Origin of the sequence: Pseudoalteromonas luteoviolacea, assembly GCF_001696455.1 — a bacterium.
Taxonomy (GTDB): Bacteria; Pseudomonadota; Gammaproteobacteria; order Enterobacterales; family Alteromonadaceae; genus Pseudoalteromonas; species Pseudoalteromonas luteoviolacea_C.
This window is the reverse complement of the sequence record NZ_MAUJ01000003.1, coordinates 49,883-72,139: the sequence shown is the minus strand read 5'-3', so window position 1 is coordinate 72,139 and position 22,257 is coordinate 49,883. Positions and strand designations below refer to the sequence as shown.

At 41.5% G+C, this 22,257-nt stretch carries 24 protein-coding genes and 1 pseudogene; 16 read left to right on the top strand and 9 right to left on the bottom strand.

Annotated elements, in window-relative coordinates; genetic code table 11:
* Nucleotides 1–14: 14 nt before the first annotated feature.
* The 4 genes from A7985_RS11170 (at nt 15) to A7985_RS11155 (ending at nt 5,862) form a co-directional block, all read left to right on the top strand.
* Complete coding sequence (locus A7985_RS11170) at nt 15–749, top strand: ABC transporter ATP-binding protein (protein WP_065790555.1); 735 nt, start codon at nt 15–17, stop codon at nt 747–749.
* Entirely contained in the window at nt 746–3,178 is a 2,433-nt protein-coding gene (locus tag A7985_RS11165; RefSeq protein ID WP_065790554.1) for an ABC transporter permease, read from the top strand. Before A7985_RS11170 ends, A7985_RS11165 begins: the two co-directional genes overlap by 4 nt.
* A 78-nt stretch (nt 3,179–3,256) precedes the next feature.
* Nucleotides 3,257–4,582, top strand: a complete 1,326-nt coding sequence (locus A7985_RS11160; protein WP_065790553.1) for a sigma-54-dependent transcriptional regulator — start codon at nt 3,257–3,259, stop codon at nt 4,580–4,582.
* Nucleotides 4,579–5,862, top strand: coding sequence for a sensor histidine kinase (locus A7985_RS11155; RefSeq protein ID WP_065790552.1), 1,284 nt, complete (start codon nt 4,579–4,581; stop codon nt 5,860–5,862). The genes A7985_RS11160 and A7985_RS11155 overlap by 4 nt, the downstream gene beginning before the upstream one ends.
* A gap of 98 nt (nt 5,863–5,960) precedes the next feature.
* Here A7985_RS11155 and A7985_RS11150 read toward each other — a convergent pair whose 3' ends face one another.
* Nucleotides 5,961–7,154: a CobW family GTP-binding protein gene (locus A7985_RS11150; RefSeq protein WP_218061290.1), complete on the bottom strand. Its 1,194-nt coding sequence runs from the start codon at nt 7,152–7,154 to the stop codon at nt 5,961–5,963.
* A gap of 373 nt (nt 7,155–7,527) precedes the next feature.
* Here A7985_RS11150 and A7985_RS11145 point away from each other — a divergent pair, with 373 nt between their 5' ends.
* Entirely contained in the window at nt 7,528–7,725 is a 198-nt protein-coding gene (locus A7985_RS11145) for a hypothetical protein (protein ID WP_065790550.1), read from the top strand.
* Between the two features lie 56 nt (nt 7,726–7,781).
* Nucleotides 7,782–7,949: a hypothetical protein gene (locus A7985_RS26470; RefSeq protein WP_176716731.1), complete on the top strand. Its 168-nt coding sequence runs from the start codon at nt 7,782–7,784 to the stop codon at nt 7,947–7,949.
* Between the two features lie 475 nt (nt 7,950–8,424).
* Here A7985_RS26470 and A7985_RS11140 read toward each other — a convergent pair whose 3' ends face one another.
* On the bottom strand, nt 8,425–9,339 hold the full coding sequence (locus tag A7985_RS11140) for a permease (RefSeq protein ID WP_065790549.1): 915 nt from the start codon (nt 9,337–9,339) through the stop codon (nt 8,425–8,427).
* A gap of 105 nt (nt 9,340–9,444) precedes the next feature.
* On the opposite strand from A7985_RS11140, the gene A7985_RS11135 reads away from it, so the two are divergent.
* Nucleotides 9,445–9,738: an ArsR/SmtB family transcription factor gene (locus tag A7985_RS11135; RefSeq protein ID WP_065790548.1), complete on the top strand. Its 294-nt coding sequence runs from the start codon at nt 9,445–9,447 to the stop codon at nt 9,736–9,738.
* 172 nt (nt 9,739–9,910) lie between these two features.
* On the opposite strand, the gene sigZ is transcribed toward A7985_RS11135, so the two are convergent.
* Complete coding sequence (gene sigZ / locus A7985_RS11130; RefSeq protein WP_065790547.1) at nt 9,911–10,525, bottom strand: RNA polymerase sigma factor SigZ; 615 nt, start codon at nt 10,523–10,525, stop codon at nt 9,911–9,913.
* 47 nt (nt 10,526–10,572) lie between these two features.
* Nucleotides 10,573–11,316, bottom strand: coding sequence for an arsenical resistance protein ArsH (gene arsH, locus A7985_RS11125; RefSeq protein WP_065790546.1), 744 nt, complete (start codon nt 11,314–11,316; stop codon nt 10,573–10,575).
* A 251-nt stretch (nt 11,317–11,567) separates the two neighbouring features.
* Here arsH and A7985_RS11120 point away from each other — a divergent pair.
* Both A7985_RS11120 and A7985_RS11115 read left to right on the top strand, forming a co-directional pair.
* Nucleotides 11,568–11,953, top strand: a pseudogene (locus A7985_RS11120) (thiol-disulfide oxidoreductase DCC family protein).
* Nucleotides 11,954–12,168: 215 nt separating this feature from the next.
* A complete protein-coding gene (locus A7985_RS11115) occupies nt 12,169–13,236 on the top strand; it encodes a Kelch repeat-containing protein (protein WP_065790545.1) in 1,068 nt (355 codons plus the stop codon).
* A 10-nt stretch (nt 13,237–13,246) separates the two neighbouring features.
* On the opposite strand, the gene A7985_RS11110 is transcribed toward A7985_RS11115, so the two are convergent.
* Nucleotides 13,247–13,645: a winged helix-turn-helix transcriptional regulator gene (locus A7985_RS11110; protein WP_081310525.1), complete on the bottom strand. Its 399-nt coding sequence runs from the start codon at nt 13,643–13,645 to the stop codon at nt 13,247–13,249.
* 130 nt (nt 13,646–13,775) lie between these two features.
* Between A7985_RS11110 and A7985_RS11105 the strand changes: the two genes are divergently transcribed.
* Nucleotides 13,776–14,255 carry a nuclear transport factor 2 family protein gene (locus A7985_RS11105; protein ID WP_065790544.1) on the top strand — a complete coding sequence of 160 codons (480 nt, stop codon included), beginning with the start codon at nt 13,776–13,778 and terminating at the stop codon, nt 14,253–14,255.
* Between the two features lie 328 nt (nt 14,256–14,583).
* On the opposite strand, the gene A7985_RS11100 is transcribed toward A7985_RS11105, so the two are convergent.
* On the bottom strand, nt 14,584–15,750 hold the full coding sequence (locus tag A7985_RS11100) for a serine hydrolase domain-containing protein (protein WP_065790543.1): 1,167 nt from the start codon (nt 15,748–15,750) through the stop codon (nt 14,584–14,586).
* Nucleotides 15,751–15,929: 179 nt separating this feature from the next.
* On the opposite strand from A7985_RS11100, the gene A7985_RS11095 reads away from it, so the two are divergent.
* The 4 genes from A7985_RS11095 (at nt 15,930) to A7985_RS27165 (ending at nt 18,368) form a co-directional block, all read left to right on the top strand.
* A complete protein-coding gene (locus tag A7985_RS11095) occupies nt 15,930–16,910 on the top strand; it encodes a helix-turn-helix domain-containing protein (protein ID WP_065790542.1) in 981 nt (326 codons plus the stop codon).
* Between the two features lie 513 nt (nt 16,911–17,423).
* Nucleotides 17,424–17,861 carry a GNAT family N-acetyltransferase gene (locus A7985_RS11090; protein ID WP_081310523.1) on the top strand — a complete coding sequence of 146 codons (438 nt, stop codon included), beginning with the start codon at nt 17,424–17,426 and terminating at the stop codon, nt 17,859–17,861.
* Between the two features lie 43 nt (nt 17,862–17,904).
* Nucleotides 17,905–18,231 (top strand): hypothetical protein, encoded by a 327-nt coding sequence (locus A7985_RS11085; protein WP_065790540.1) that lies wholly within the window; start codon nt 17,905–17,907, stop codon nt 18,229–18,231.
* The gene (locus tag A7985_RS27165) at nt 18,144–18,368 is read left to right on the top strand and encodes a DUF6557 family protein (RefSeq protein WP_370671165.1); all 225 of its coding nucleotides are present in this window, start codon (nt 18,144–18,146) and stop codon (nt 18,366–18,368) included. Before A7985_RS11085 ends, A7985_RS27165 begins: the two co-directional genes overlap by 88 nt.
* A gap of 35 nt (nt 18,369–18,403) precedes the next feature.
* On the opposite strand, the gene yiaA is transcribed toward A7985_RS27165, so the two are convergent.
* The 3 genes from yiaA to A7985_RS11070 are packed head-to-tail and all read right to left on the bottom strand — an operon-like array spanning nt 18,404 to nt 20,042.
* Nucleotides 18,404–18,865, bottom strand: coding sequence for an inner membrane protein YiaA (gene yiaA / locus A7985_RS11080; protein ID WP_065790539.1), 462 nt, complete (start codon nt 18,863–18,865; stop codon nt 18,404–18,406).
* A 1-nt stretch (nt 18,866) separates the two neighbouring features.
* A complete protein-coding gene (locus tag A7985_RS11075; protein ID WP_065790538.1) occupies nt 18,867–19,682 on the bottom strand; it encodes a DUF2145 domain-containing protein in 816 nt (271 codons plus the stop codon).
* A 12-nt stretch (nt 19,683–19,694) separates the two neighbouring features.
* A complete protein-coding gene (locus tag A7985_RS11070) occupies nt 19,695–20,042 on the bottom strand; it encodes a hypothetical protein (protein ID WP_065790537.1) in 348 nt (115 codons plus the stop codon).
* 114 nt (nt 20,043–20,156) lie between these two features.
* Here A7985_RS11070 and A7985_RS11065 point away from each other — a divergent pair, with 114 nt between their 5' ends.
* Both A7985_RS11065 and A7985_RS11060 read left to right on the top strand, forming a co-directional pair.
* Complete coding sequence (locus A7985_RS11065; RefSeq protein ID WP_065790536.1) at nt 20,157–20,909, top strand: helix-turn-helix domain-containing protein; 753 nt, start codon at nt 20,157–20,159, stop codon at nt 20,907–20,909.
* Between the two features lie 271 nt (nt 20,910–21,180).
* Nucleotides 21,181–22,224 (top strand): diguanylate cyclase, encoded by a 1,044-nt coding sequence (locus tag A7985_RS11060; protein WP_065790535.1) that lies wholly within the window; start codon nt 21,181–21,183, stop codon nt 22,222–22,224.
* Nucleotides 22,225–22,257 lie beyond the last annotated feature (33 nt).

Below are 22,257 nucleotides of genomic sequence, written 5' to 3'. Positions count from 1 at the left end.
TAAAGGAATCAATCATGGCTAACACACCTGTAATCGAGTTAATCAATGTATCAAAAGTCTATGTCAGTGGCGGTGTCGAAACACAGGCACTGAGCGATATTAGTTTAAGTATTCATCAAGGCGATTATGTGGCAATCAGCGGCCCATCTGGCTGCGGAAAATCGACCCTCTTAAGTTTGATGGGACTACTCGATGACATTACCGAAGGGTGTTATAAAATCGAAGGCGTTGATACGCAAAGCCTCGATATGGACACTTTGGCTGAACTCAGAAATCTACATATCGGCTTTATATTTCAATCATTCAACTTGATTGATGAGCTGAGTGTATTTGATAACGTTGCCCTCCCTTTAATCTACCGAGAAGAATCGTTAAGTCAGCAAGAAATTGCGGACAGAGTGAATAAAGCCCTATCACAAGTAGAAATTGCTCACCGTTCGCAGCATAAACCCAATCAATTATCTGGTGGTCAGCAGCAGCGAGTTGCCATTGCTCGTGCGCTTGCGGGGGAGCCGAGCATATTGCTGGTGGATGAACCGACAGGTAACTTAGATTCAAAAAATGGCGATGCCGTCATGGCAATTTTGGACAACTTAAATGAACAAGGCACGACCATTTGTATGGTAACGCATGACCCGCGCTACGCTGGCTATGCGAAGAGACAAGTTAAATTGCTAGATGGTGAAGTACTGCAGGACCAATCTGTAGAGCAGCAAGCCAAAGACTACCAAGCGGAGGAGGTGTTATGAACTTAATCCGTTTCAACAATCAATTGAAGCTGGCAGTGCAGTCGCTGCGACAGGCAAAAGGGTTTTCTGGCGCAATTGTTTTAACCTTGTCGCTCACGTTGGCGTGCTTTTTTGTCGTGATGAGTCTTGTTAGCAGTTATTTTGTTAAACCGCTTAACGTTGAAAATGAAACGCGCTTAGTGATTGTTGAGCAAGACAATGTCTATGAGGATATGAACAGCCCAGGATATCAAAGCTTCCAGTCTATAGAGCATTGGTATAAAAACAACCAAGTATTCGAAAAGGCCGCGGCGGTTATTTCAGGTCAGAAGATCATCAGAAATTTACCGGGCCAGCCTAAGGTTGAGGTCACTTTTGCATCCGACGAATACTATTCGCTATTTAAAATGCCTATCCTACTTGGTAGACATACTGATGCTGTGAGTCATTTGGGCGAAAAGCGCCAAGAAGTAGTTATATCTTACAACTTCTGGCAAAAGTATTTCGATGGCGAAAATACAGTGATAGGTAAAACGATACAGACCAATGATGCGCAGTTCACCATCGTCGGCGTGGTAGAAAAAGGCTTTAGTGACCCGTTTATGTTTAATAAAGGTAAAGGGCAAATTTGGTTTAAATTCAGTGCAGACAATCGTTACTACAACGAAGAAAACCCAAGTCCTTGGTACAACCTTTTTGGCACGCTCAAATTGGTGGGTGTTTTAAAAGAAGGGGAGACAATCAGTTCTGCACAAGCGCAATTGCACCAATCGTTGCTCGCAATAAAAGCACAATGGAAAGAAGCATTTCCAAATATTGTGGATTTGGTGCCTATTGTCACAAGTTTTCGAAAGGCGGAGCTGGGTGATAATAATTACTTGGCTATTTTACTGTTTGCTGGGGTCGTTGGCTTGGTGTTAATTGCATTGCTTAATGTCAGTAATTTATTCGTCTCGCGCGCTGTGGTAAAGCACAAACAACTTGCATTGCAAGCTGTGCTTGGTGCTAAACGTCGGGTGATCTTTCAAAGTATTTTACTTGAGACATCAGTACTTATGGTGTTGTCAGTTGTGATTGCCCTCTTTTTGGCAGCGTGGGGCATTAAGCTTTTTAAATCGTTAGGCATGGGATTTTTACCGTTGGTGTCCAGCTTGTCGCTTGATTTTATGGTATTGGCGAGTGCTTTATTATGTTGTGTCGTGTTTGCTTGGCTATTTTCGTGGGTTTCGAGTCGATTAATTAACTTCTCGCAGTTAAGGTCTCAAGTACAGTCATCAGGAAAAGGGGCCGTTAGCCAAATTAGCGGTAAAACTGTCAAAGTCATGATTGCGGTGCAGCTCTTTGTGGCCTCTTGCCTGGTGATTGGTTCAACCATGGTGTTAAGCAAAAGCCTTGAAACGCTGCATAGACCGCTGGGTAGTGACATCGATAATTTATATGCGGTGCAAATTTATGTACCTGGATTGGATGAGGAATTAAGCGCGCGTTATAAATACATAGAGTTATATCGGCAAGCATTATATCAAATCGAAGGTGTTACCAAGGTCGGCCATGGTGGCAGTCCCGTAGAGTACAATATTCGTGCGAGTACGGTCACAGATATGTCAGGTAAAGAAAGCGTGTTTATTCCACAGGCGTGGGTTGGGCAAGACTACTTTGATATGACGGGCCTTAAGATCATTGAAGGGCGTACTTTTAGTGAAGCGGCACTGCGCGGAGAGAAGCACGAGTTTTTAGTGACTAAAGCTGTTAACGACCTACTTAAACCCGGTGGTAGTTTATTAGGTGAAAAGTTTTTAAGTTTTGATCCTGATAACCCCGTGGAAGTGGTTGGGATAACTGAAAACTTCAATCACCCGAAATCATTTGGCAAACACCGAGGTCGTCACTTTTGGTGGGCATCACAGGCTTACGCATTTCCGTATATTGTTAAAATGGAAGAAGGAAAAGTCCTCAATCGCGAGCTCGTTTTCCAAGCTGCACATACCGTAGATGAGCGAGCTGGGCTTTGGAGGTTGACTGACTTCGAAAAAGAATACGATTTGATGACTTATATGGAACGCATCACGCGTAACCTTTGTATCATGTTGGCGCTTTTTACCCTGTTTTTAGCGGGCATAGGTATCTACGGGGTCTTGAGTTATAACTTGGGGCTACGCCGTTATGAGCTCGGTATTCGCATGGCACTGGGCGCGAAAAACAAAAAACTCTATAAACAGTTATACCAAGATACCATCGTCCCGCTTGCCGTTGCGTTTGGTTGTGCGGTGACCTTGTGTGTCTTAGGTTATAGGTTGTTTGGAAAGCAAGTTCAGGATTATATGCTACTCAATCCGTTATGGTTATCGGGTGTGTGTATTGGTATATTGGGGTTTGCTTTGTTTGCAACTTTGTATCCAATGAGCAAAGTCCTGCGGGCTAAACCAATGGCGTCACTGCGTCAGGAATAAAATACGGTAGCAGAGGTACTCCCATGTGTCTCTGCTTCACAAGGCCGACCGGTGAAATCACAGAGTCAGTAAGGAAATATGAAAACAGTTTTAATAGTGGATGATTTAATTGACGTGCGCTTAAGTGCGCGTATTGTGTTGGAATCTCATGGCTATCGTTGTATTGAAGCCGATCACCCAGACTCTGCCATTGCGTCCATCAGACAGAATCAAGTTGACCTAATATTGCTAGACATGAATTTCAGTCAAGACACGACTTCGGGTCAGGAAGGGCTGGCGTTTTTGACGCAATTAAAATCGTTGAATTATACCATTCCAGTGGTTGTGATAACCGCTTGGGCAAAAATTGACTTGGCTGTTCAAGCGATGCAGTACGGGGCGTGTGACTTTATCGAGAAGCCATGGAAAAATACCCGTTTGCTAGAGTCGGTTCAGAAGCTACTGCCTCTGGTTAGTGACGACAATCGTGAAAGCGAAACATCTCCTCTTGCTTTTGAAACGAATAATAAGCAGCTGCTTGAAAAAGCTCGGCGTATTGCCAAAACCAATGCCAATGTGTTGATCACGGGGGAAAATGGGACCGGCAAGAGCATGCTAGCGGCCTATATTCATCAGCATAGCCAGCGCAACACGCAAGCTATGGTGAGCATTAACATGGCGGCAATACCAGAAAACTTGTTCGAAAGTGAGTTATTTGGTCATCGAAAAGGGGCGTTTACAGATGCCAAAGCGCATAGAAAAGGGCGCTTTACTCTAGCAAATGATGCCAGTCTCTTTTTGGATGAGGTGGGTTGTCTGCCGATAACGTTGCAAGCTAAGTTGCTGCGCGTGCTCGAAAGTGGTGAATATGAAGAAGTAGGCGGTTCTGCCACACTCACAAGCAATGCGCGGATCATATCTGCAACTAATGCGGATTTGAATAAGCTCATTGAACAAGGCATCTTCCGTCGGGATTTACTATTTAGATTGAATACGCTGGTAATTGAGCTTCCGCCTTTGCGCGAGCGTCTGTCTGAATTGCCTGAATTTGCGGCATTTTTTGTGACGTCACACACTAAAAAATATGGTTTAGCTGAACTAACTTTAAGTGAACAGGCTTGTAATAAACTGTTGTCGTATCATTGGCCTGGTAATATCAGAGAGCTATCACATGTGTTAGAGCGCGCCGTGATAATGGCAGACAAAAACACGATAGATGCCCATGACATTGTGCTTGAAAACCATGGGGAAGAATCGGGTACGTTGCCTTTAATGAGTTTGGAACAAGCGGAGCAAAAGCTCATCGCCAAGGCCATCAGTCATTTCGATGGGCATGTAGTGAAAGCAGGTGAATTTTTAGGATTGAGTAAGTCGGCCATATATCGTCGAATTGAAAAGTTTAATATTCAAGTGAAAGAAATATGATGAGGTTTTCATCTAATTCACTCGAGGCAAACCTGACTAAATTATTTGTTGTGCCGATAGCCACCGTCGCAATCATGGTGATTGGCATTGCGCTTCATTTCACTTTGGACTGGCTAGAATTTTTGACGCTGATGATGGTAATTCTGTTCCCCAGTATATTTGCATTATACAAAGCGTATCAAAGTGTCTTTAATACGATTGGCAGAATTGCTGTGCAGCTCGACAGCATTGCCAACGAAGAGTTTACCGTATGGCAGCTAGCACAATATCGACAAGGTAGTATTGCAAACTTAAAAAGTGACTTAAAAACAATTGCACAGCGGATCCAAAATAAACGTTATGAGTACGCCCAAAATGAGGCGTTTGTTTTTGATTTTATCAATGAGTTGGCGCTACCGATATTAGTGCTCGATCATCACTACCAGGTTTATCACTTCAATGGGGCAGCCAAAGACTTTTATGAAGGCTGTCAAATTACGGGGTGTGATATTCACGCCCTTAAATTAGCGCGCAACAATGGCAAATGGCAGGTAAGTCATAATAATCAGCGTTTTAAAGTGGTTGAACATGAGTTATACAGAGGTGGGCGAAAATACCATTTGATGGTATACGTATCAATTGAGCTCTCTTTAAGGCGTAACGAACAAGAGGCATGGCAAAAGCTTGTACGCGTGCTTAATCACGAAGTGAGAAACTCGCTGACGCCAATATACTCAATGGCCCAATCTCTTAAAGCGCTTCCCGTCCAAGGCGGAGCGGAGTTAAGAGATACCATGCTAGATGTGATTGAAAAGCGCTCTGAGCACTTGCTCGGATTTGTGGCCAGCTATTCTAAATTATCGCAATTGCCCAAACCTGATAAGGTGTCTACTTGCGTAGTCGGATTGAGTGACAGGTTGCAAGCTTTGTTTCCAAAGGTGAACGTCAAGCGGTTATTTGAAGGTACACCATCCATTTATTGTGATGTGGAACAACTTGAACAAGCGTTGTTGAACTTGGTAAAAAATGCAGAGCAAGCGAATAGTCTTGCCGGAGAAAGTGAAATTACTTTGGCAATTGGCCGCAGTGACAAGCTTTGGTGTTTAGATGTCATTGATAATGGTCATGGCGTGAGTCAATCAGATAACTTGTTTGTGCCGTTTTACTCTACCAAAGACCAAGGCAATGGTATTGGGTTGGTATTGAGCCGAGAGATTGTGCGCGGTCAAGCTGGGGAGTTAACACTCGAAAACCGTCAAGACAAGCAGGGCGCTGTTGCACGGATATGTTTGCCGATATAGTTTCGAACGAAATATGAATAGTCAAATTAAACGGTGTCTCAAGCAGCACTGTTTATTTTCAGCGCTGCTTGTTTGATGCGTTTGCAGCCAAAGATGCGTTAAATTTTAGCAACATTCGTTGGCCAAGGATCTTCGAAAGAACCGCCATTTCGCCAAAAGTTGAGTTCCTCGTCAGTTAAAAAGCAGGCTTCTAAGGCTTTAACAAAGCTCGAGGCTTCGTCTTTTTGACCTATAACCGTGAGACGACAACGCCTGTCACCAAATCGGCTATCAATCTTATCGATTTTCTTTTTAAGGATATCATAGTGCGCTTGTTCAAGATCTTGTGTTTCGTCTTTTAATATCGGTGCACGCCAAAAGCCGATGACTTCTAATCCGACACTGCCATTTGCTTGGCTCCAAAGCAAAGACATGTCATCTCGTGTAGGTAACCAAAAGAACCCTTTACTGCGAAATACACCATGTGTAAGGTGCTTGTGGCACACTTCCCATAAGCGAGTCGGGTGAAATGGCCTATCGTCTTTAATGACTTTGGAGATTATTTTTTGATTCTCTTTGCCTGAGAGCGTAAGAGGAGCGTTCACGGTACTGCGAAGTTCAGTGATCAACTGTTCAACTAAAAAGAAGTTGTAGTCAGGTAATTGATGAAATTGTGCCACGTCCATATTACCCCAAGCAGTCGCTGAGATGGCAGCGTAGGGGTTAATCGGGTGAATAGCTTGCGCAATCTGCTCTACCGCTTTGTCTGTGATCTTATCGGTTTTGGTTAAAAATATTTGGTTTGAAAACAGGATTTGTTCTACGAGTAAGTTCTCTATCCCACGTATCTGATTACTTAAGTTCTCTTGCCATTTTGGCATAAGGGATTGGGCAAACTGATAATCGTCTTTGAGCCAAGTGGCGTCGACCAAAGTCACGACCCCTTTTAAAGCAAAGTCTTTGTTACCTTTAAAAAACTCAATTAATGGCAATGGGTGGCTGCTACCTGAAGTTTCAATGAGGAGCCACGGTAGTTGCGCTTGTTTTTTCAAAGTCTTTAGAGCCGGTTTAAGCTCTTTTAGACCCTTTGCACTACTTATACTGTGGCCACTTATGGTAAAAAAGTGATTGCTGTCATCGTCGAAGACCTCGGTGTTCTTGATGAGGACGCCATCTACATCAAGTTCGCTCATGTCATTGACAATGACACCTGGAATAACACCGCATTTAGCTGATTGAGATAGGAGACTACGCAGCAGTGTGGTTTTTCCTGAACCTAAAAAGCCATGTAAAATAGTAACTGGAATTGACATCAACTTTACCTTATTACACCAAAAACCGGTTTCTTAGAAACTGACTGTTCAAAAGACACGAGGTGGTGTTGGATTGGAATGGGTTTAAAATCGATATGTTATAACATAAATCGATGTACCTGTAGTTAAGATAGCTATTTTGTTTGGTTACATTTGGTTTTTGACTGGCATTTGGGGTTTCTGAGGCTTGCCTCACTAGAATATTGCCAGATAAAAGTGTTTTGTGCGCGAATCTAAATTTACTTACCGTCTTTGCAATACTTGAAATTTATAAACAGTGAACAAATCTAAATAATATTACGAATCGGTAATGTAGCTTTAATTTACCACAAAGTTGGATCTCGGAGCACGATTACGCTTAAAGGAGAGAAGTATGAGCATGTTTCATATTTGCTACCCGATAGAAGACTGCCACTGGTCCCCTCATGATGATTTACCGACTGATAGGCAGCGGACGTCGTTATGTATTGTAAAAACGAACAGACCAAAGTTTAAGTGTCAATTTGACGGACAATTTCGCGTGTTTGAGCTACCAAAAGAATTTGCAGCGCAATTGCATGCATATGTATGATAATAACGTATATCAGATATAAACTGATGTTTATACAAATAAGGGAGAAATGAACAATGAGTGTTGTATATCGAATATTAATTGCTTTGGTGTTATTGATTTGCGCAATTAGTGCGTATAGCTATGGAAATAGCGCAGGCCTTTTTGGCTTTATTATTCTTGGCTTTGTGTTTGAAGGCGCATTTTGGTTAAAGCTGTTTGGCCGAAAAAAAAGTGCAAGTTAGATAAGTAAGTTTTAACTATGTTTAGTTAGACACCGTGGAAATTGCTCAGCTCGTTCTCGGCGACAATGTCGCTGCTAGTGATGTTTATGACTAAGGTGAGCTATGAAAATTTCAATGCTTCGCAGACTATGGCAACTTTGATTAGTTACGTGATTCGCCCATTTTCTTCGCCACAAAGTGGTATTTGGGCACAAGATGTTCCTTTTTATCTGGTTGAGAAGAATGCGACAGATATATTCATACTAATCGGCGTTTTGCTGTGCATTTTTTCTTGTACGATAGAGGTAGTAAGCGCGCCAAGACTGATGAGAAGTCATAGATCTGCAGTTGTCCTTTGTGTATCGATAAGTTTGCTCTGTATTTATAGTTTTCTTTTTTCATGGAATTTCATGGGCTTTTAAATACCTATTAACTTTGAAGTCTTTACGACTCGCTCATACTTTTAACGCGCTCAGAAAGAGCGCGTTTATCGAAATTAAAAGAGATACTGATATAAAAACCCAGCGCTAATCGCCATAGATAAAATCACAAATAGAAATGCCCAGATCATTTTGTTTTTGAAAATTGACTTAAGTAGTATCACTTCCGTTAAACTTGCGCCGGCACTTCCTATAATCAATGCCATTACCGCGCCAAGCCCCATTCCTTTTGCTGCCAGTGCAGCACTTAATGGGATGACTGCTTCTGCTCTAATATACAGCGGAATGCCAATTACTGCCGCAAAAGGAATCGCAAAAGGGTTGCTCTCACTGGCTACGCTCGCTACAAATTCAGTTGGCATAAAGCCATAAATAAGTGAACCTAGGGCGATGCCTCCGAATAAATAAGGCAGTACCTTTTTAAAATCTTCCCAAGTGCTTCTCCAAATTTTTAACCATCTATTTTCAGGTTGGGTATTGCTACCACAAGTCGTTCCACATCCTTTTTTATCGGGTTCGACATACGCTTCCGGTTTGACATATTTTTCAAACCCGAGCTTTTCTAGTGCTATTCCAGCAATAATTGAAACTCCCATTGCTATCGCAAAGTAAAAGAGCGTGACTTTTACTCCAAACGTAATTGCAAACAAACCAATAATAATCGGGTTAAGTAAGGGACTGGCGAACAAGAAGACCATCATGGTTCCGAACCCTGCCTTGGCGCGAAGAAGCCCTTTTAAAAAAGGGATCGTAGAGCATGAGCAAAATGGCGTAATTGCGCCAAGAAAGCCAGCAACAAAATATCCTCTACCCTTTTTACTGCTTAAAATGCTCTGTATTTTTGCAGGTGGTATGTACACTTGCAAAACGCCAACGATATAACTAATAAGCAAAAAAAGTAGGGTGAGTTCTACAGCTAAAAAGGCAAACATGTTGATAGTACTGACTATCATTTCTTGGTTTATAGACATATTTAAATTCTCTATATTTCTAGTAATGTGGAAATGTTAGGGCGTGTTATTGGACGTGTCAATATATTTCTAGTAATATCGAAATGTTTTTGGAGAACATTAATTATGACAACTGAAGAAATAGCTAAGGCATTTAAAGAGTTAGGCCATGCAACCCGATTATTGGTTTTTAAAAGATTAGTTAAAGCTGGCGAAAGAGGGGTGAGTGTAGGTACCTTAAAAGATGAGTTAGGCATTCCAAACTCAACGTTATCGCATCATATTTCCAGTCTCGTATCTGCGGGTCTGATAAAGCAACAAAGGGAAGGTCGAGTACTGTATTGTTCAGTTGAATACGATAAGCTACTTTCCGTCATCGCTTTTTTACAAGATGAGTGCTGTATTGACGAAACCAAATAAAAGGCAGGCTTAAAAGCGCATGATTACCAAGTTTATTGTCGCCAATATTATTTGAAGAGGTCACGCATTAGAGGTTAACTTTTTGTCTTTTATAGTTTTAGACAAGCAATGCACGTAATAGCGCTGTTGTTATTAACCTGGATTTAAGTACGTGGACTATTGACTTACTCAATTAGCGTCGACCACAGTCAGCACAATTGGCTTTATTTTTTTGAAGAACAGTAGTCTCATTTTCAACACGGCTTGATGAGCTCATATCTTCAGTGCGTTTTTTGTGGTATTCAATCAGGTTGCCTTGTTTGTCTATGTCGTATTGGCAGCAGCTGTTGAACACGTTGTGTAGCTCTTTACGGGCTTTTTGCACTTGAGATTTTAGGGTGGAGTAACTGACGTCCATTTCATTTGCCAGCTGTTTTTGTGTTTTACCCTCTAACTCAATGACCTCAAGAAGAAAGGCACTTTGCTCGGGTAATTCTTGGATAAAAGGCTTTATACACTGTGCGAGCTCTTTTTTGACGTTACGCTCCTCCTCGGTGTACCAAGACACTTCTTGTTGGGCATTATTATTCATGCCATTTTTTCGATAGTAATCAACCACGGTGTTGTGGGCAATTTGAAATAGCCACGCTTTTATACTGGTTGGTTTGTGTAAGTTTTTAATGGCTAAATGGGTTTTAAGTAATACGTCTTGTAGCAAATCTTCCACGTCTTCTGGGTTTGCGACTTTTGTGTGCAAAAATGCTTTTAAACTTTGTCGGTATTGGGCCCAAATTTGTTCAATGGTCATATCGTCATCTCAAAAACGGCAGCACAGAAATATGCTGCCTGAAAAGTTTAGCAGCATCCTGCTTTGGTAACAGGTTTGGTTTTTTGTGGCGACTCTAATATATCCGCCAAGCCTTTGCTATTGTTGATCAGCGCTTGTTGCTCTGCCTGACGTTCACTGTATCGGTCAACCATAAACTGCTTATTGTCTCTGGTAAGGTATGTGAATCGCATTAGCTCTTCCATCACGTCTACAACCCGGTTTCTATAGTTACTGGCTTTCATCGTGCCATCAGGGTTGAATTCATTCATTGCCTTGGCTATTGAAGACTGGTTTGGGATAGTAAGCATGCGCATCCAACGGCCTAAAATACGCATATTGTTCACGGCATTAAAACTTTGAGAACCGCCACTGACCTGCATCACCGCCAGTACTTTCCCTTGGGTAGGACGAACAGCGCCCAGTGATAAAGGGATCCAATCAATTTGATTTTTCATTACCGCAGACATATTGCCGTGCAACTCGGGCGAGCTCCATACTTGCGCTTCAGACCAATTTACCAGCTCTCTGAGCTCTTGTACTTTCTCATGCATGACACTGTCGCCATTATCAAACATCGGCAGGCCAGTCGGGTTAAACAGCTTTACTTCGGCACCCATATGAGTAAGTATTTGTTTTGCTTCAAGCGCCGCCTTCTTACTGTAGGATTGCTCTCTAAGTGAACCATATAAGATTAATACACGAGGCTTGTGGGTACTTAACGGTGTTGTTGGTGGAAGCAAGTTAAATTCGACACTGTTCAGGTAATTCATATACGTCTCCTAAATTAATAATACTCAATAAGACGCGCAGGTGTATAAAAGGACGAAATTAATCATCACTTTTTTTAAATTATTATATGACAGTGGCTTAGTCCAGTGGACGCGTATTCGTGATTCGGCCATAGTCTGAAATACACGATATCAATTTTCAGCTGTATTGCTTACACTTCATGTAGTTGATATAGGTGGTGATCTTATCGATGCACAAGCGCGTATTAGTATCCAAAGTATAGGAAATGAGCATGAGTGAACTAACAATATTTTATGATGGCACATGTCCACTTTGCGTGAAAGAAATGAATGCGCTTACTAAAAGAGACACGCATAAGCACATTAATACGGTGGATATTTACTCTGACGAATTTAGCCGTTATGAGAACATAGACCCCGACAAAGCAAACACGATTTGCATGCCATAGATAAAGAGGGTAATTTAATTTTGGGCCTTGATGTAACGCATAAAGCGTGGCAATTGGTTGGCATGGGGTGGCTCTATGCGCCATTGCGATGGCCTGTAATAAAACCAGTTGCGGATCAATTGTATTTGTTATTCGCGAAAAACAGGTATCGTATTTCATATTGGCTCACGGGAAAGTCGCGTTGTGAAAACGGTGTTTGTAAACGCTAGGTCGCTTTCTTTAAGCATGCATTTCACTCACTGCCAATCAAGTTTGATACGACGTTCCATGAGTGATACTGGTACGTATGATCAGGTTCTGAAATAATATAAACAGTTAAAAGTTATACATAAATTAATGAATTCACTAAGATGAGAAAAAAGTCAGAATATAATTTGGGGAGTTATGATTAACTAGGGCCACATGCATTTTAAAGAGGCCACCCATGAATCACTTTAATCGCTTCCAAGCAATCATTGTCAGCTTAATCGCATTTATGCTTCAAGCCTGTTCATCAGAATCACATACTATCGCTCACAAGACATATGATAAAGGCGTCGCATGGCAACGCTCGGCAATGCTTCCAACACCACTGCAAGAAGTCTATCCAGCAGTGTTTAACAATAAAATAGTCGTGGCAGGCGCTTTTGAGCAAACTCAAAAAGAGTTGGCGGTATTGGCACATCTCAAAGCGTCGGATAAAACATACATTTTTGACCACAATACTCAAGCCTGGAAGACCGGGCCCACTTTGCCAGAGCCTCGTCACCATCTAGGGCTAATTACAAATCACAATAAACTTTACGCGATTGGTGGGTTCAACGCGACCCAATCAGATGCTTGGCAAATTCAGTCTTCGGTTTTTGCCTTAGAGGACGAATCTGGTATTTGGACAAGCGGTCCTAAGCTGCCGATCCCAATGGGAGAGTCGGTGTATGCTGTTATTAATGGACAAATTCACGTGGCGGGTGGCCGCACCGAAGTCGCTGGTAAATTGACGGATACAAGCGCGCATTGGGTATTGAAATCTGGTCAGTGGCACCAAGCCGCTCCGCTGCCCATTGCCAGTAACTCTGCCGCCTCCGTTGTTGTGGACAATCAATGGTATGTGATGGGAGGAAGAGTCAACACATTGGACTTTAAAAATCTAGATACGCTTTGGCGGTATAATACTCAGCTTAACCAGTGGGATCAATTAGCGTCCATGCCTCAAGCCAGCGCGGGGCTCGCCAGTGCCGCAATAAATGGACAGATTTATGCGTTTGGTGGGGAGGAATACGAGTTTGTAACTGTGAACGACGGAAAACGTGAAATGAAAACTCGCACTTTTGACCAAATTTGGCGTTATGATATTGCGTCAAATGCTTGGTCCACAGAGTCGTTACCGATGACGTCAACGCGCCATGGTTTAGGTGCTGTGTCGCTAAACCAACAAATCTATTTGTTGGGCGGCGCGGTGGAAGCTGGTGCAACGGGCACCACCGCCACCGTAGAACGTCTTGTTTTTAAATAAAAAGTTGGGGTCACGCTAACAATCTTGAAGTCAAATCTTGTATCAAGCCAGAGCGGTCGTTGTGGGCTCTGGCTACGAGCTCTGTTGGAATATTGAGATCTGGTGCATGTTTGCTACTCCATATGATCATTTCTATCAAAATAGGTAATATATCGACCCCCGCGGGGGTAAGGCTATACACTTTTTTCCTCTTATCTGTTGGGTCAATTTGCTTATTGATCAACCCATCATTTTCTAGCTTTTCGAGTCGGCTAGAAAGAATATTTGTCGCCATTTTTTCTTCAGAATTCTGCAAGTCAGAGTATGTGTGTTTTCCAAAAAACATCAGATCTCTGATGATCAGCAAACTCCACTTATCTCCTACATGGTCTAGCACATTGGAGATCGGGCATTGTGAGCGTGTCGGCATAATGTGTCTCTTTGATGAATATGAGCAAATCATAATTCACTTGCATTTTGCAATCAAATAATTTAACTTGCATTTTGAAAGTTAAATTTAGCCCGCTAATTAGGCGTTGAAAATAGAATTGGAAAGCCAAATGCAAAAACCGAACATTAATATTGAAAAGTTGATTAAGCCGCATTGGAGTGAGACAGATAGAGCAAAAGCCAAAGCGGTTATTGAATTTGTGCAGTTACTCATGAATGAGCATAACTTTGATCTGATCACAGCGCGATATGCTCAAAACACTTATAAGCAACATAATAGAAGTATGGCGGATGGCATTTCGGGCGTTGTGACCACCTTGCGTGATTTTACAAAATTAGCGCCGGAGTTTAGTTACGACGTTAAGCATGTCTTTGTCGATGGTGAACATGTGATTGTTCATTCTCACGCCACATTAAAAGCAAAGCATCGGGGAGATGAATCTAAGGGAATGAATATCATTGATACTTGGAAGGTGGTCGATGGCAAACTTGTAGAACATTGGGACGCGATTCAGGCACTTGACTTGTCAATGCGACTATATAACCTAATTGCTGGTGGTAAAGTTAAAAACGCAAATGGGGTGTTTTAATCTTTGGAAAGGTGATACACAGGCGCTGATTGTATCACCCTGAGAACTGTTATTTTGATGAAAATACCTGTTCCATAAAACGCGCCAAATTCTCTTTTTGGTAATCTTCCATTGAAGCGTAATAAGAAACACCAAGTAGCAATAGCACACTGATGGTACCTAGAATCATTTTTTTACTTTTTATAATCACAGTTTTGTTTTCCTTAATGGTTAGCGCTTGATTAAAAAGCGTTAAATGATATGACGCGGAATTTTGTTTTTAGTTCATTGTTTTTTTTACTGAACGGCAAGGGGTTTTTTAGGTACTATCGGGCGCTTTATTTTAAGATTAAAGGCATTGATAGCAAGCCTTGATGAGGTTTTGCATACGCCCTCCCCCGATACTCGGGTCGTTTTTGTGAGGCTGGTGAAAGTGCTCTGACACAAAGGCAAATGAGAGTTGCGCTTTAGGATCTGCAAAGCCGATGCTACCACCCATTCCCATATGACCAAAGCTTTCTTGGTTGGGGCCCATGTCACAAAAAGGAGGAGAATTAAGCATAATGCCACTGCCCATTCTCCAGTGCATATTGGTTGTTAACTCCCGGCCCGCGATACTCAGCTCTCTAAGCTTGCGAACTTGCGCGCGCGGTAATAGTTGCTGATTATTTAAAGCGCCATCTTGTGCTAAAAATGCGTAAAGTTTTGCTAGGCCATATGCTGACCCATGTCCAGTTACCGCTGGAATTTGGCCTTGTGACCAGCTAAGAGAATTGGGGTGGTATTCTGTATTGCATTGTCGGAAAAATTGACATTTCCAATGTGGAATAATGGGCAACCAATGGGACATAAAATACAGCAAAGACGGAGAAAATGCTTTGGTGTTGATGATAGCGCGATGTGTAAATTGTGGGTCTTTTGTCAAGGCGCAGTTGATATCGAAAGGCACCGCAATTTCATCTTTGAAGAATTGACTGGGCGTTCTGCCATCGACCCTGCGAATTATTTCGCCCAAAATATGACCAAATGTCAGCGCATGATACGCCAATTTTTGTTGGTGCAAAAAAATGGGTTTAGCACGTTCAATATTGTGTATTGTTTTTTGCCACTCAAATATATCGCCACTTGAACCAGTGTTATGGCTGGGCAATCCTGCGGTGTGATTGAGTACTGCATCAATAGTGATATTACGCTTTCCATTATTGGCAAATTCTGGCCAATATGTTTTTACTGGGGCGTCTAAGGAAATAACCTTTCTTGCAGCAAGCAAGTGAATGCAAATAGCCAGCAGCGCTTTTGAGCACGACATAAAAGCAACACGGTCTGAGTTTGCCCAAGGCCCATTTGGAGAGTGATAACTACCGTATAAATGGGCGGCTAATTTACCTTTGTGAAATATACATACAGCAGCCCCCGTTTCACTAAATTGTACAAAGTTTCTCTCAAATGCCTGATGAATCGGGCTAAATTTTTCACATAGATAACCGTCAATCTGAGCTGTATCAAGTTTATCCAAAATCTTACTCCCTGTGATATGGTATCAATACCAAACTGAGTCGGTAATAGCGTGTTGTTATCTTTATACATTTAACAATATCAATGGGTTATTTAATATAAACAGGGAGGCCATTAAGGGAGTAAAAATGTCAGCAAAGGGAGCTTTTAAGGATTCGCAGCGAAAAGGAGTGTAAAGCGATGAAAGAAATGACTGTGGACAGTTTTTTGTGTTTTGATTTGCCTCCCGTAGCTGCATGTGATCAGCTATCACGTAGCTGTGACAGTGTTTTTGCTTTACCGGATGAATATGGCCATGGCAAAAGCTTTTGTTTTTCCTATAGCGAAAACAGCACGCTACAAATCAGCGACCTCTATTTTTATCAAGATATAAAACTGACCAATGGTCGCGGACCATTGTATGGCGCTTTATTTGTCCTAGAAGGGACGCTTTCTATAGAGATACAGGGGATTGAGCAACAAGTCGTGCCTAAGGGACATGCTTGTATTTTTATGCTCGGCTCGCAAACTTGCGGATGCAGCTATAGTGCAGGCCATAGCAAAATTATTAACTATACACTTGGGTCGACGTTAATGGGGGAGTTAGCAGCCCAATACGTGTGGGGAGGAGGGAATACCTCGTGTGAAACTGACAAGGGCAATGAGCCTCCCAAGCTAGTGCGCATCCCTATAAATGCTGAGATAAAGTCTTTGCTTACGCAAATTTATCAGTGCGAGCTACCCAGTAAAAGTTTGAAGTTACTTATTCAAGCAAAAATGCTTGAACTAATGACTGCGTTATTTGCGCTGTACGAGCAGCAGAAAAGTAGGTTCAAATCGATAAAGCATGGTGATCTTTTAGCCGTTTACAAAGCTGCGGAGTACCTTGAAGTAAACATGCAAAATCCGCCAAGTATCATAACACTTGCTAAAGTTGTAGGGATAAATGATAACAAGTTGAAGAAGCAATTTAAGTTAGTGTATGGCAACACGGTATATGGCTATTTGGCAAGACTGAGAATCAATAAAGCCGCAAAGCTTTTACATCAAACTGAACTGCCAGTCTCCCAGATAGCACTGTCAGTTGGTTTCAAGCATGGTGGGCACTTTGCGAAAAGCTTTAAAGCAACTTTTTCTATGTCACCCAGTGAGTACCGAAAAAACATGAATGGGAATAGGTGATTTCTATTAAAATCGAATTAAAAATCACTTTGTGTGATCTAAATGATTGGTTGCTACGTTTTACTACTTGAAGGGTTTGTAATGCGCTAAGCGCAGTTGGAGTCCACCCCTTCGCCACGGCACTGAACACGCGCTCATATGAGCGCGTTTCTCTTTTGTGTTACCCATTTTTTCTATGTCAATAAATCTTACCGCTTCAAAACATAGCATGCATCGCTTGCTGGTATTAGGTACACTGGGCTTTCAGTATATGCATTAGGAAGTTCAGAGCACATAGTTTTTGCGTGTCCATTTACCCAGATAGATGCAGCACTACATAGTCTTATATGATGCCAGAGTTGGTCAAGACATACGCTATGTAGTTGAAGCGCTTTTATCCAAACATAAGAGGCTTTGACTATTTGGGAGTATATAAAATTATGTCTAATGCACAAGACAGTTTAAAAATAACAATTAAAGTAATAGGAATATGGCTTTTTCGAGAGAATATCTCGTGAGCGCCATCGGCAGAACATGATGTCTCAATTAGTAGTCACAGAAATAACAGGTCAATCTATAGAAGCTGAGCAAATTGCAAAGTGGTATTTTGAGCAGTGGGATAGTAAAAATGCAACAACAACGTATAGCGATGTACTTGCATTGGTGACATCAACAAAAAATAAAATAGGGTTTTACACAGCCATTGATGGCAAACTGACTGGCGCCGCAGAGGTTAAATTCCAAAGTGGAACAGCTTGGTTAGATGGCGTTTATGTTGATACCCTTTACAGAGGAAAAGGTATCTCTAGCGCCTTGGTGGCATATGCAAAGCAAAAAGCAGTTGAATTAGATTGTCAAACATTAAACTTAAAATGCGAGAGCCACTTGATCGATCTCTATAAAAAATTCGGCTTTAGCGTCATTGCTAAAGAGGGTGACAAGTCGATTATGGCATATGATACAAGTAACTAGCTGATATTAAGTTAGCCTAATAAAAGTGCTGCTAGAGTAACATATGGGACAGAAGTTAAAGTGCCTAGTAGAACAAGTGACTTGGGTTCAAGTAGAGCCCTTGTTTATCGAATACTATGGTTACTACTTTAATAAGTTTAAAAAGCGTATAAAGAAGAAAAAAATAAAGTGCTTCGCGGCTATATTTGAGCAGCTTAAAGAGGCGCACAGCGAAGAGACGTCGTGGCGTGTTAAGATTTCAAAAACACGCATGATGGGACGTTTTTTATTGATGTATCTGGCTTGGATGGCACCTTATACCGTGAGCAAGATGACTTTGACTTTAACCTTCATGGCGAGTACGCAGATAAAGAGGTGCCCTTTAGCCTAATTTTTTTACCTTGGCGGATTTGGTTGGGAATGCGTGTTGAACAATCCACCTTAGTGTTTTTTTCATATGAAGAAATTCTGGCGCATTGTTTGTGGGAAATGAATTATTATCACAAAAGTATTGAAGACAGTTGCTAGGATAGGTCGACCAGAAACTTGGTCGACCTTGTTGTTTATTCTGTATCCAACTCAGTACTCTTCGAGTCGTGTGCCTCTTCTGCAACTAAATGATTTGCTGTTTCTTTGTCTCTTACATTCTTTTGCACAGCAACAGCCGCATATAAGCTCATTAAGTATGCGATACCGTAAAACCCTTTTTCGCTTAGCAATAGATTGGCATTATATAATCCAACACCAAGTAACAAGATTGCAGAAGCTGCTGACACTAAACTGAGTAAGTGATAGATATTTGAAGTCGGGATGTTTTCTTGTTTATCACGGATGCTTTTTTGTAATGATACCGCTGAAAATAATCCATACATTAAAACAATCAGGTAGTATCCCTTTTCATTCAAAAGCATATCTGCATTGAATAAGCCAAAAACATAAGTAGCGATACCGATAACTAATACCGCAATAGATGCGATACTGAACGCTTTGCTTGGTGCGTTTAATGAATTATTTGGCTGTTCCATATTAAATCTCCTCGGATTTCTTCACGTCACTCAGCATATCGGGTGTTAAGATGGCTGAATGGGCTAGCAAACCATGTTTTGCTAAGTAATTTTTAATTGTCGTAAAAGTGGCAATCTTCACTTTGCCCTTGTGGTCTTTTTTGTATATTTCATCTCTAAACACACTGCCTAGTAATAGCTTAAACGGACTGACAGACAGTGGTTGTGGATCGAAATAGGCTTTTGTATTTGCTTTTAATTGCGCCATGTTGGTTGTTTTGTAAAGGGCCGCATTAATAATGTTTAGAGTATGCTCAGTACAATTTTGTGTTTGATTGTTAAAAGGGTTGGCAATAAGTGAATAACGCGGGTTATGCACTTTGCTGGGCACATCATTATTGATGGCTTCCAATAACTGTTTTTGTACGGCTAAAGTAGGAATTGCAATACCTGCCTTTAGATCCTCGACCGCCCAGAAAAAGTCTGTTGGGTAATCGATAATCAAGCTGCTTTTAGCTGGATCATCATGTAATTGATATAAATTGTGTATCGCATAGCCTGGCTTTGCTTCGCCATTTGCCATCGTAATTTGTGAATAAACGGCGAGTGCAACATGCGTAAACTCTACCCCTTTAGGCAAGGTGTCTTGAGGTTGACCAACTCGCGCAATAACAAAAACATGGGCACGTTTCGCTGCGCTGTAGCGTTCAACCTGTTTGGCGAAATGAGCTATTTCTTTTGGCTGAAACTTTGGTTCACCTGTTTGTGTACTGCCCGCTTGTACTTGAGCGCTGTGCAGCGAAAGTGCTACGAGCACAAAGGATAAGAAATTACGCATGGCTATGACTCCCTACAATGACTCTGAAGGAGGGGGGCCTGCGATAACCACTTCTTCGCAAATTGGTAGTGGCTTATTGCTCGTTGCGTTCATCATTGATTCTGCAATGGATACACTTGCAGACCCGGCGCTCATAGCTAATCCACCAGAAATGGCCAATGGAATTGCAATCACGGCTGTTGAGACGTGCGCACCTGCTACCGCGCTATCACCAATTGTCAATGCGCTGTATTTGCTTCCCTGACTGGCATGATAGCTTGCATTTGAGGCATTGTCAGACGCGAAGCTCTGCGGTGCCATTTGAATAGCCATTATAGTCGTGCTTACTACCAGTGTGTGTTTTAACTTTTGTTTGAACATGTGAAAACTCCAATTTCTCGTTGATGGTTACTAAACTAACAAACTGGTCAGATTTGTATACTGAATAATAAATTGTATTAATATTAGAAACCAAAGGTATCAATATTTAATACTATGAGTCAGATCCCATTAATCTCGAGCACCATTAAGCAGTTATTAAAACAGCGTAAACTTACTTACAAAGATGTCGCTATTCACCTAGAGCAGAGCGAAGCAACAATCAAGCGGATGTTTTCAAATGAACAGTTTTCGCTCTCTAAACTAGAGAGCATTTGCGAGTTATTACAGCTTACTCTGTGTGACTTATTTGAATTATCTCAAGCACAACAGGCGCAAATTAGCCAGCTAACGGTACAGCAAGAACAGGAGCTAATGGACAACCCAAAACTTTTTTTAGTCGCGGTATGTGTGCGTGATGGCTGGTTATTTGAAGATATCGTGACGCATTATCGCATTGAAGAATTAGAGTGCGTCAGGCTGTTAGCAAAGCTTGATAAGCTTAATATGATCCAGCTTTTACCAAACAATAATTACAAGCTTTTAATAGCACAGGACTTTAGTTGGATCCCCGGAGGGCCTTTAGAGCGCTACATTGAGCAACAAGTTTTAGGGAAGTTTCTTCAGGGGGATTTTAATCAAGAAGATAGCTATCGATTCTATTTAAGGGGCAGCTATAGTGACGCCACCATTTCTACCATCAAACGTCGACTACAGCAGCTGACCAAAGAAGTTGCCCAACTTAACGAGCAGGATATTAAATTGCCGCTCAACAAGCGACAGGGGGTTGGGTTACTTTTAGCCATGCGTCCATGGCAATTAGGCCAATTTAAAAATATGTTGAGAAACCCCCTTAATTTGGAAGAGTAAAAAACGCCCCATTATTTTATTGAATAATTTGCAATCAAAGTACCTTTAATGGGATCTTATGTTGAAAACCTATAGATAATTTATTCTTATGTAATTCTTTGTACTTAATTCGTATGCAATTTTCACAAAATTAGCCATTGTTATTAGAGTGTAAAAAACAACATTGATTAATTTTTTCTAATTATTTAGTATTGAATTTATTGGCTCTCAAAGCAGAACAAAAATTAATAATACACGCCGTTTTTGTGCGAAACGGCTTGATGGGTCTCTTATGGAACAAAATAGCTCCTTCGCTCAATCGGCAAGTTGTTTAAAACAAGCTGTACCTTTTATGGTTAAGTACCAAATACCGCTGTCGCCAATGAACTATGCGATTTGGTATTGCTATGTGTTGGGAAAAGAACCTGAATTAAATAAGAAGTTAGAACAGGTACTTGCTGAACACAGTACGTGCCCTCCCGAACAAGCCAAAGCATTATTTGATGAGTTTTTGAGTGAGCAAGATCTTGCGCTCTTTCATGAAATGTCTGATCTCGTGAAAGACACCTTAAATAATGTTGAAACTGAAATTAACAATACTTTAAGCCGCTCTGAAGATTTTTCCGCCGTGTTATCTGAATGCCATGTGGGTTTGCACCAGCTAAAAAAGCAAAGTATTGAAGCCGGCCCAGAGATATACAACGACGTGTTGAACTATGTCTCTAAACTGACACAAGAGTCCATTGTGATGCAGCATAATGCTTTGTGTTTTCAGAAGAAGTTAGAAGTTGCTTACAGCGAGATTAAACAACTCCAAGAAACGCTTACCGATGCTCAGGCAAAAGCGAGTACAGACAAACTGACTGAGTTGTATAATCGCGGTAAGTTTGACGATGATATCGTTAAGTTTTGCAATGAGCCCAGTTCATTTCAGAAAGTGATGATCTTTATCGATATCGATCATTTTAAGCAGTTTAATGACGAATTTGGACATCAGCGGGGTGATGATGTTTTACGCAAGGTGGCGCAAAAACTGAGGTTGCATACAGAAACCTCAGGTCAGGCATATCGCTATGGTGGAGAAGAGTTTTGTATTTTAATTTCATTTTCTAGCATTAGTGAAGCGGTTGGGTTTTCAAATAAAATCCGAGAAGATATCGCAAAGCTATCTATCAAAGACAAAGAATCGGGTGAAGTACTAAAACACATTACTGCAAGTTTTGGTATTGCACTATATGGTAAAGAGATGAGCTGGCACAGCCTTGTTGAATGTGCTGATCGTGCACTGTATTTGGCCAAGTCCCATGGTCGAAACCGAGTTGAAGTAGCAGGGTAACCTTAAAGTCATTTCTCATGGCCTCTGAGAGGC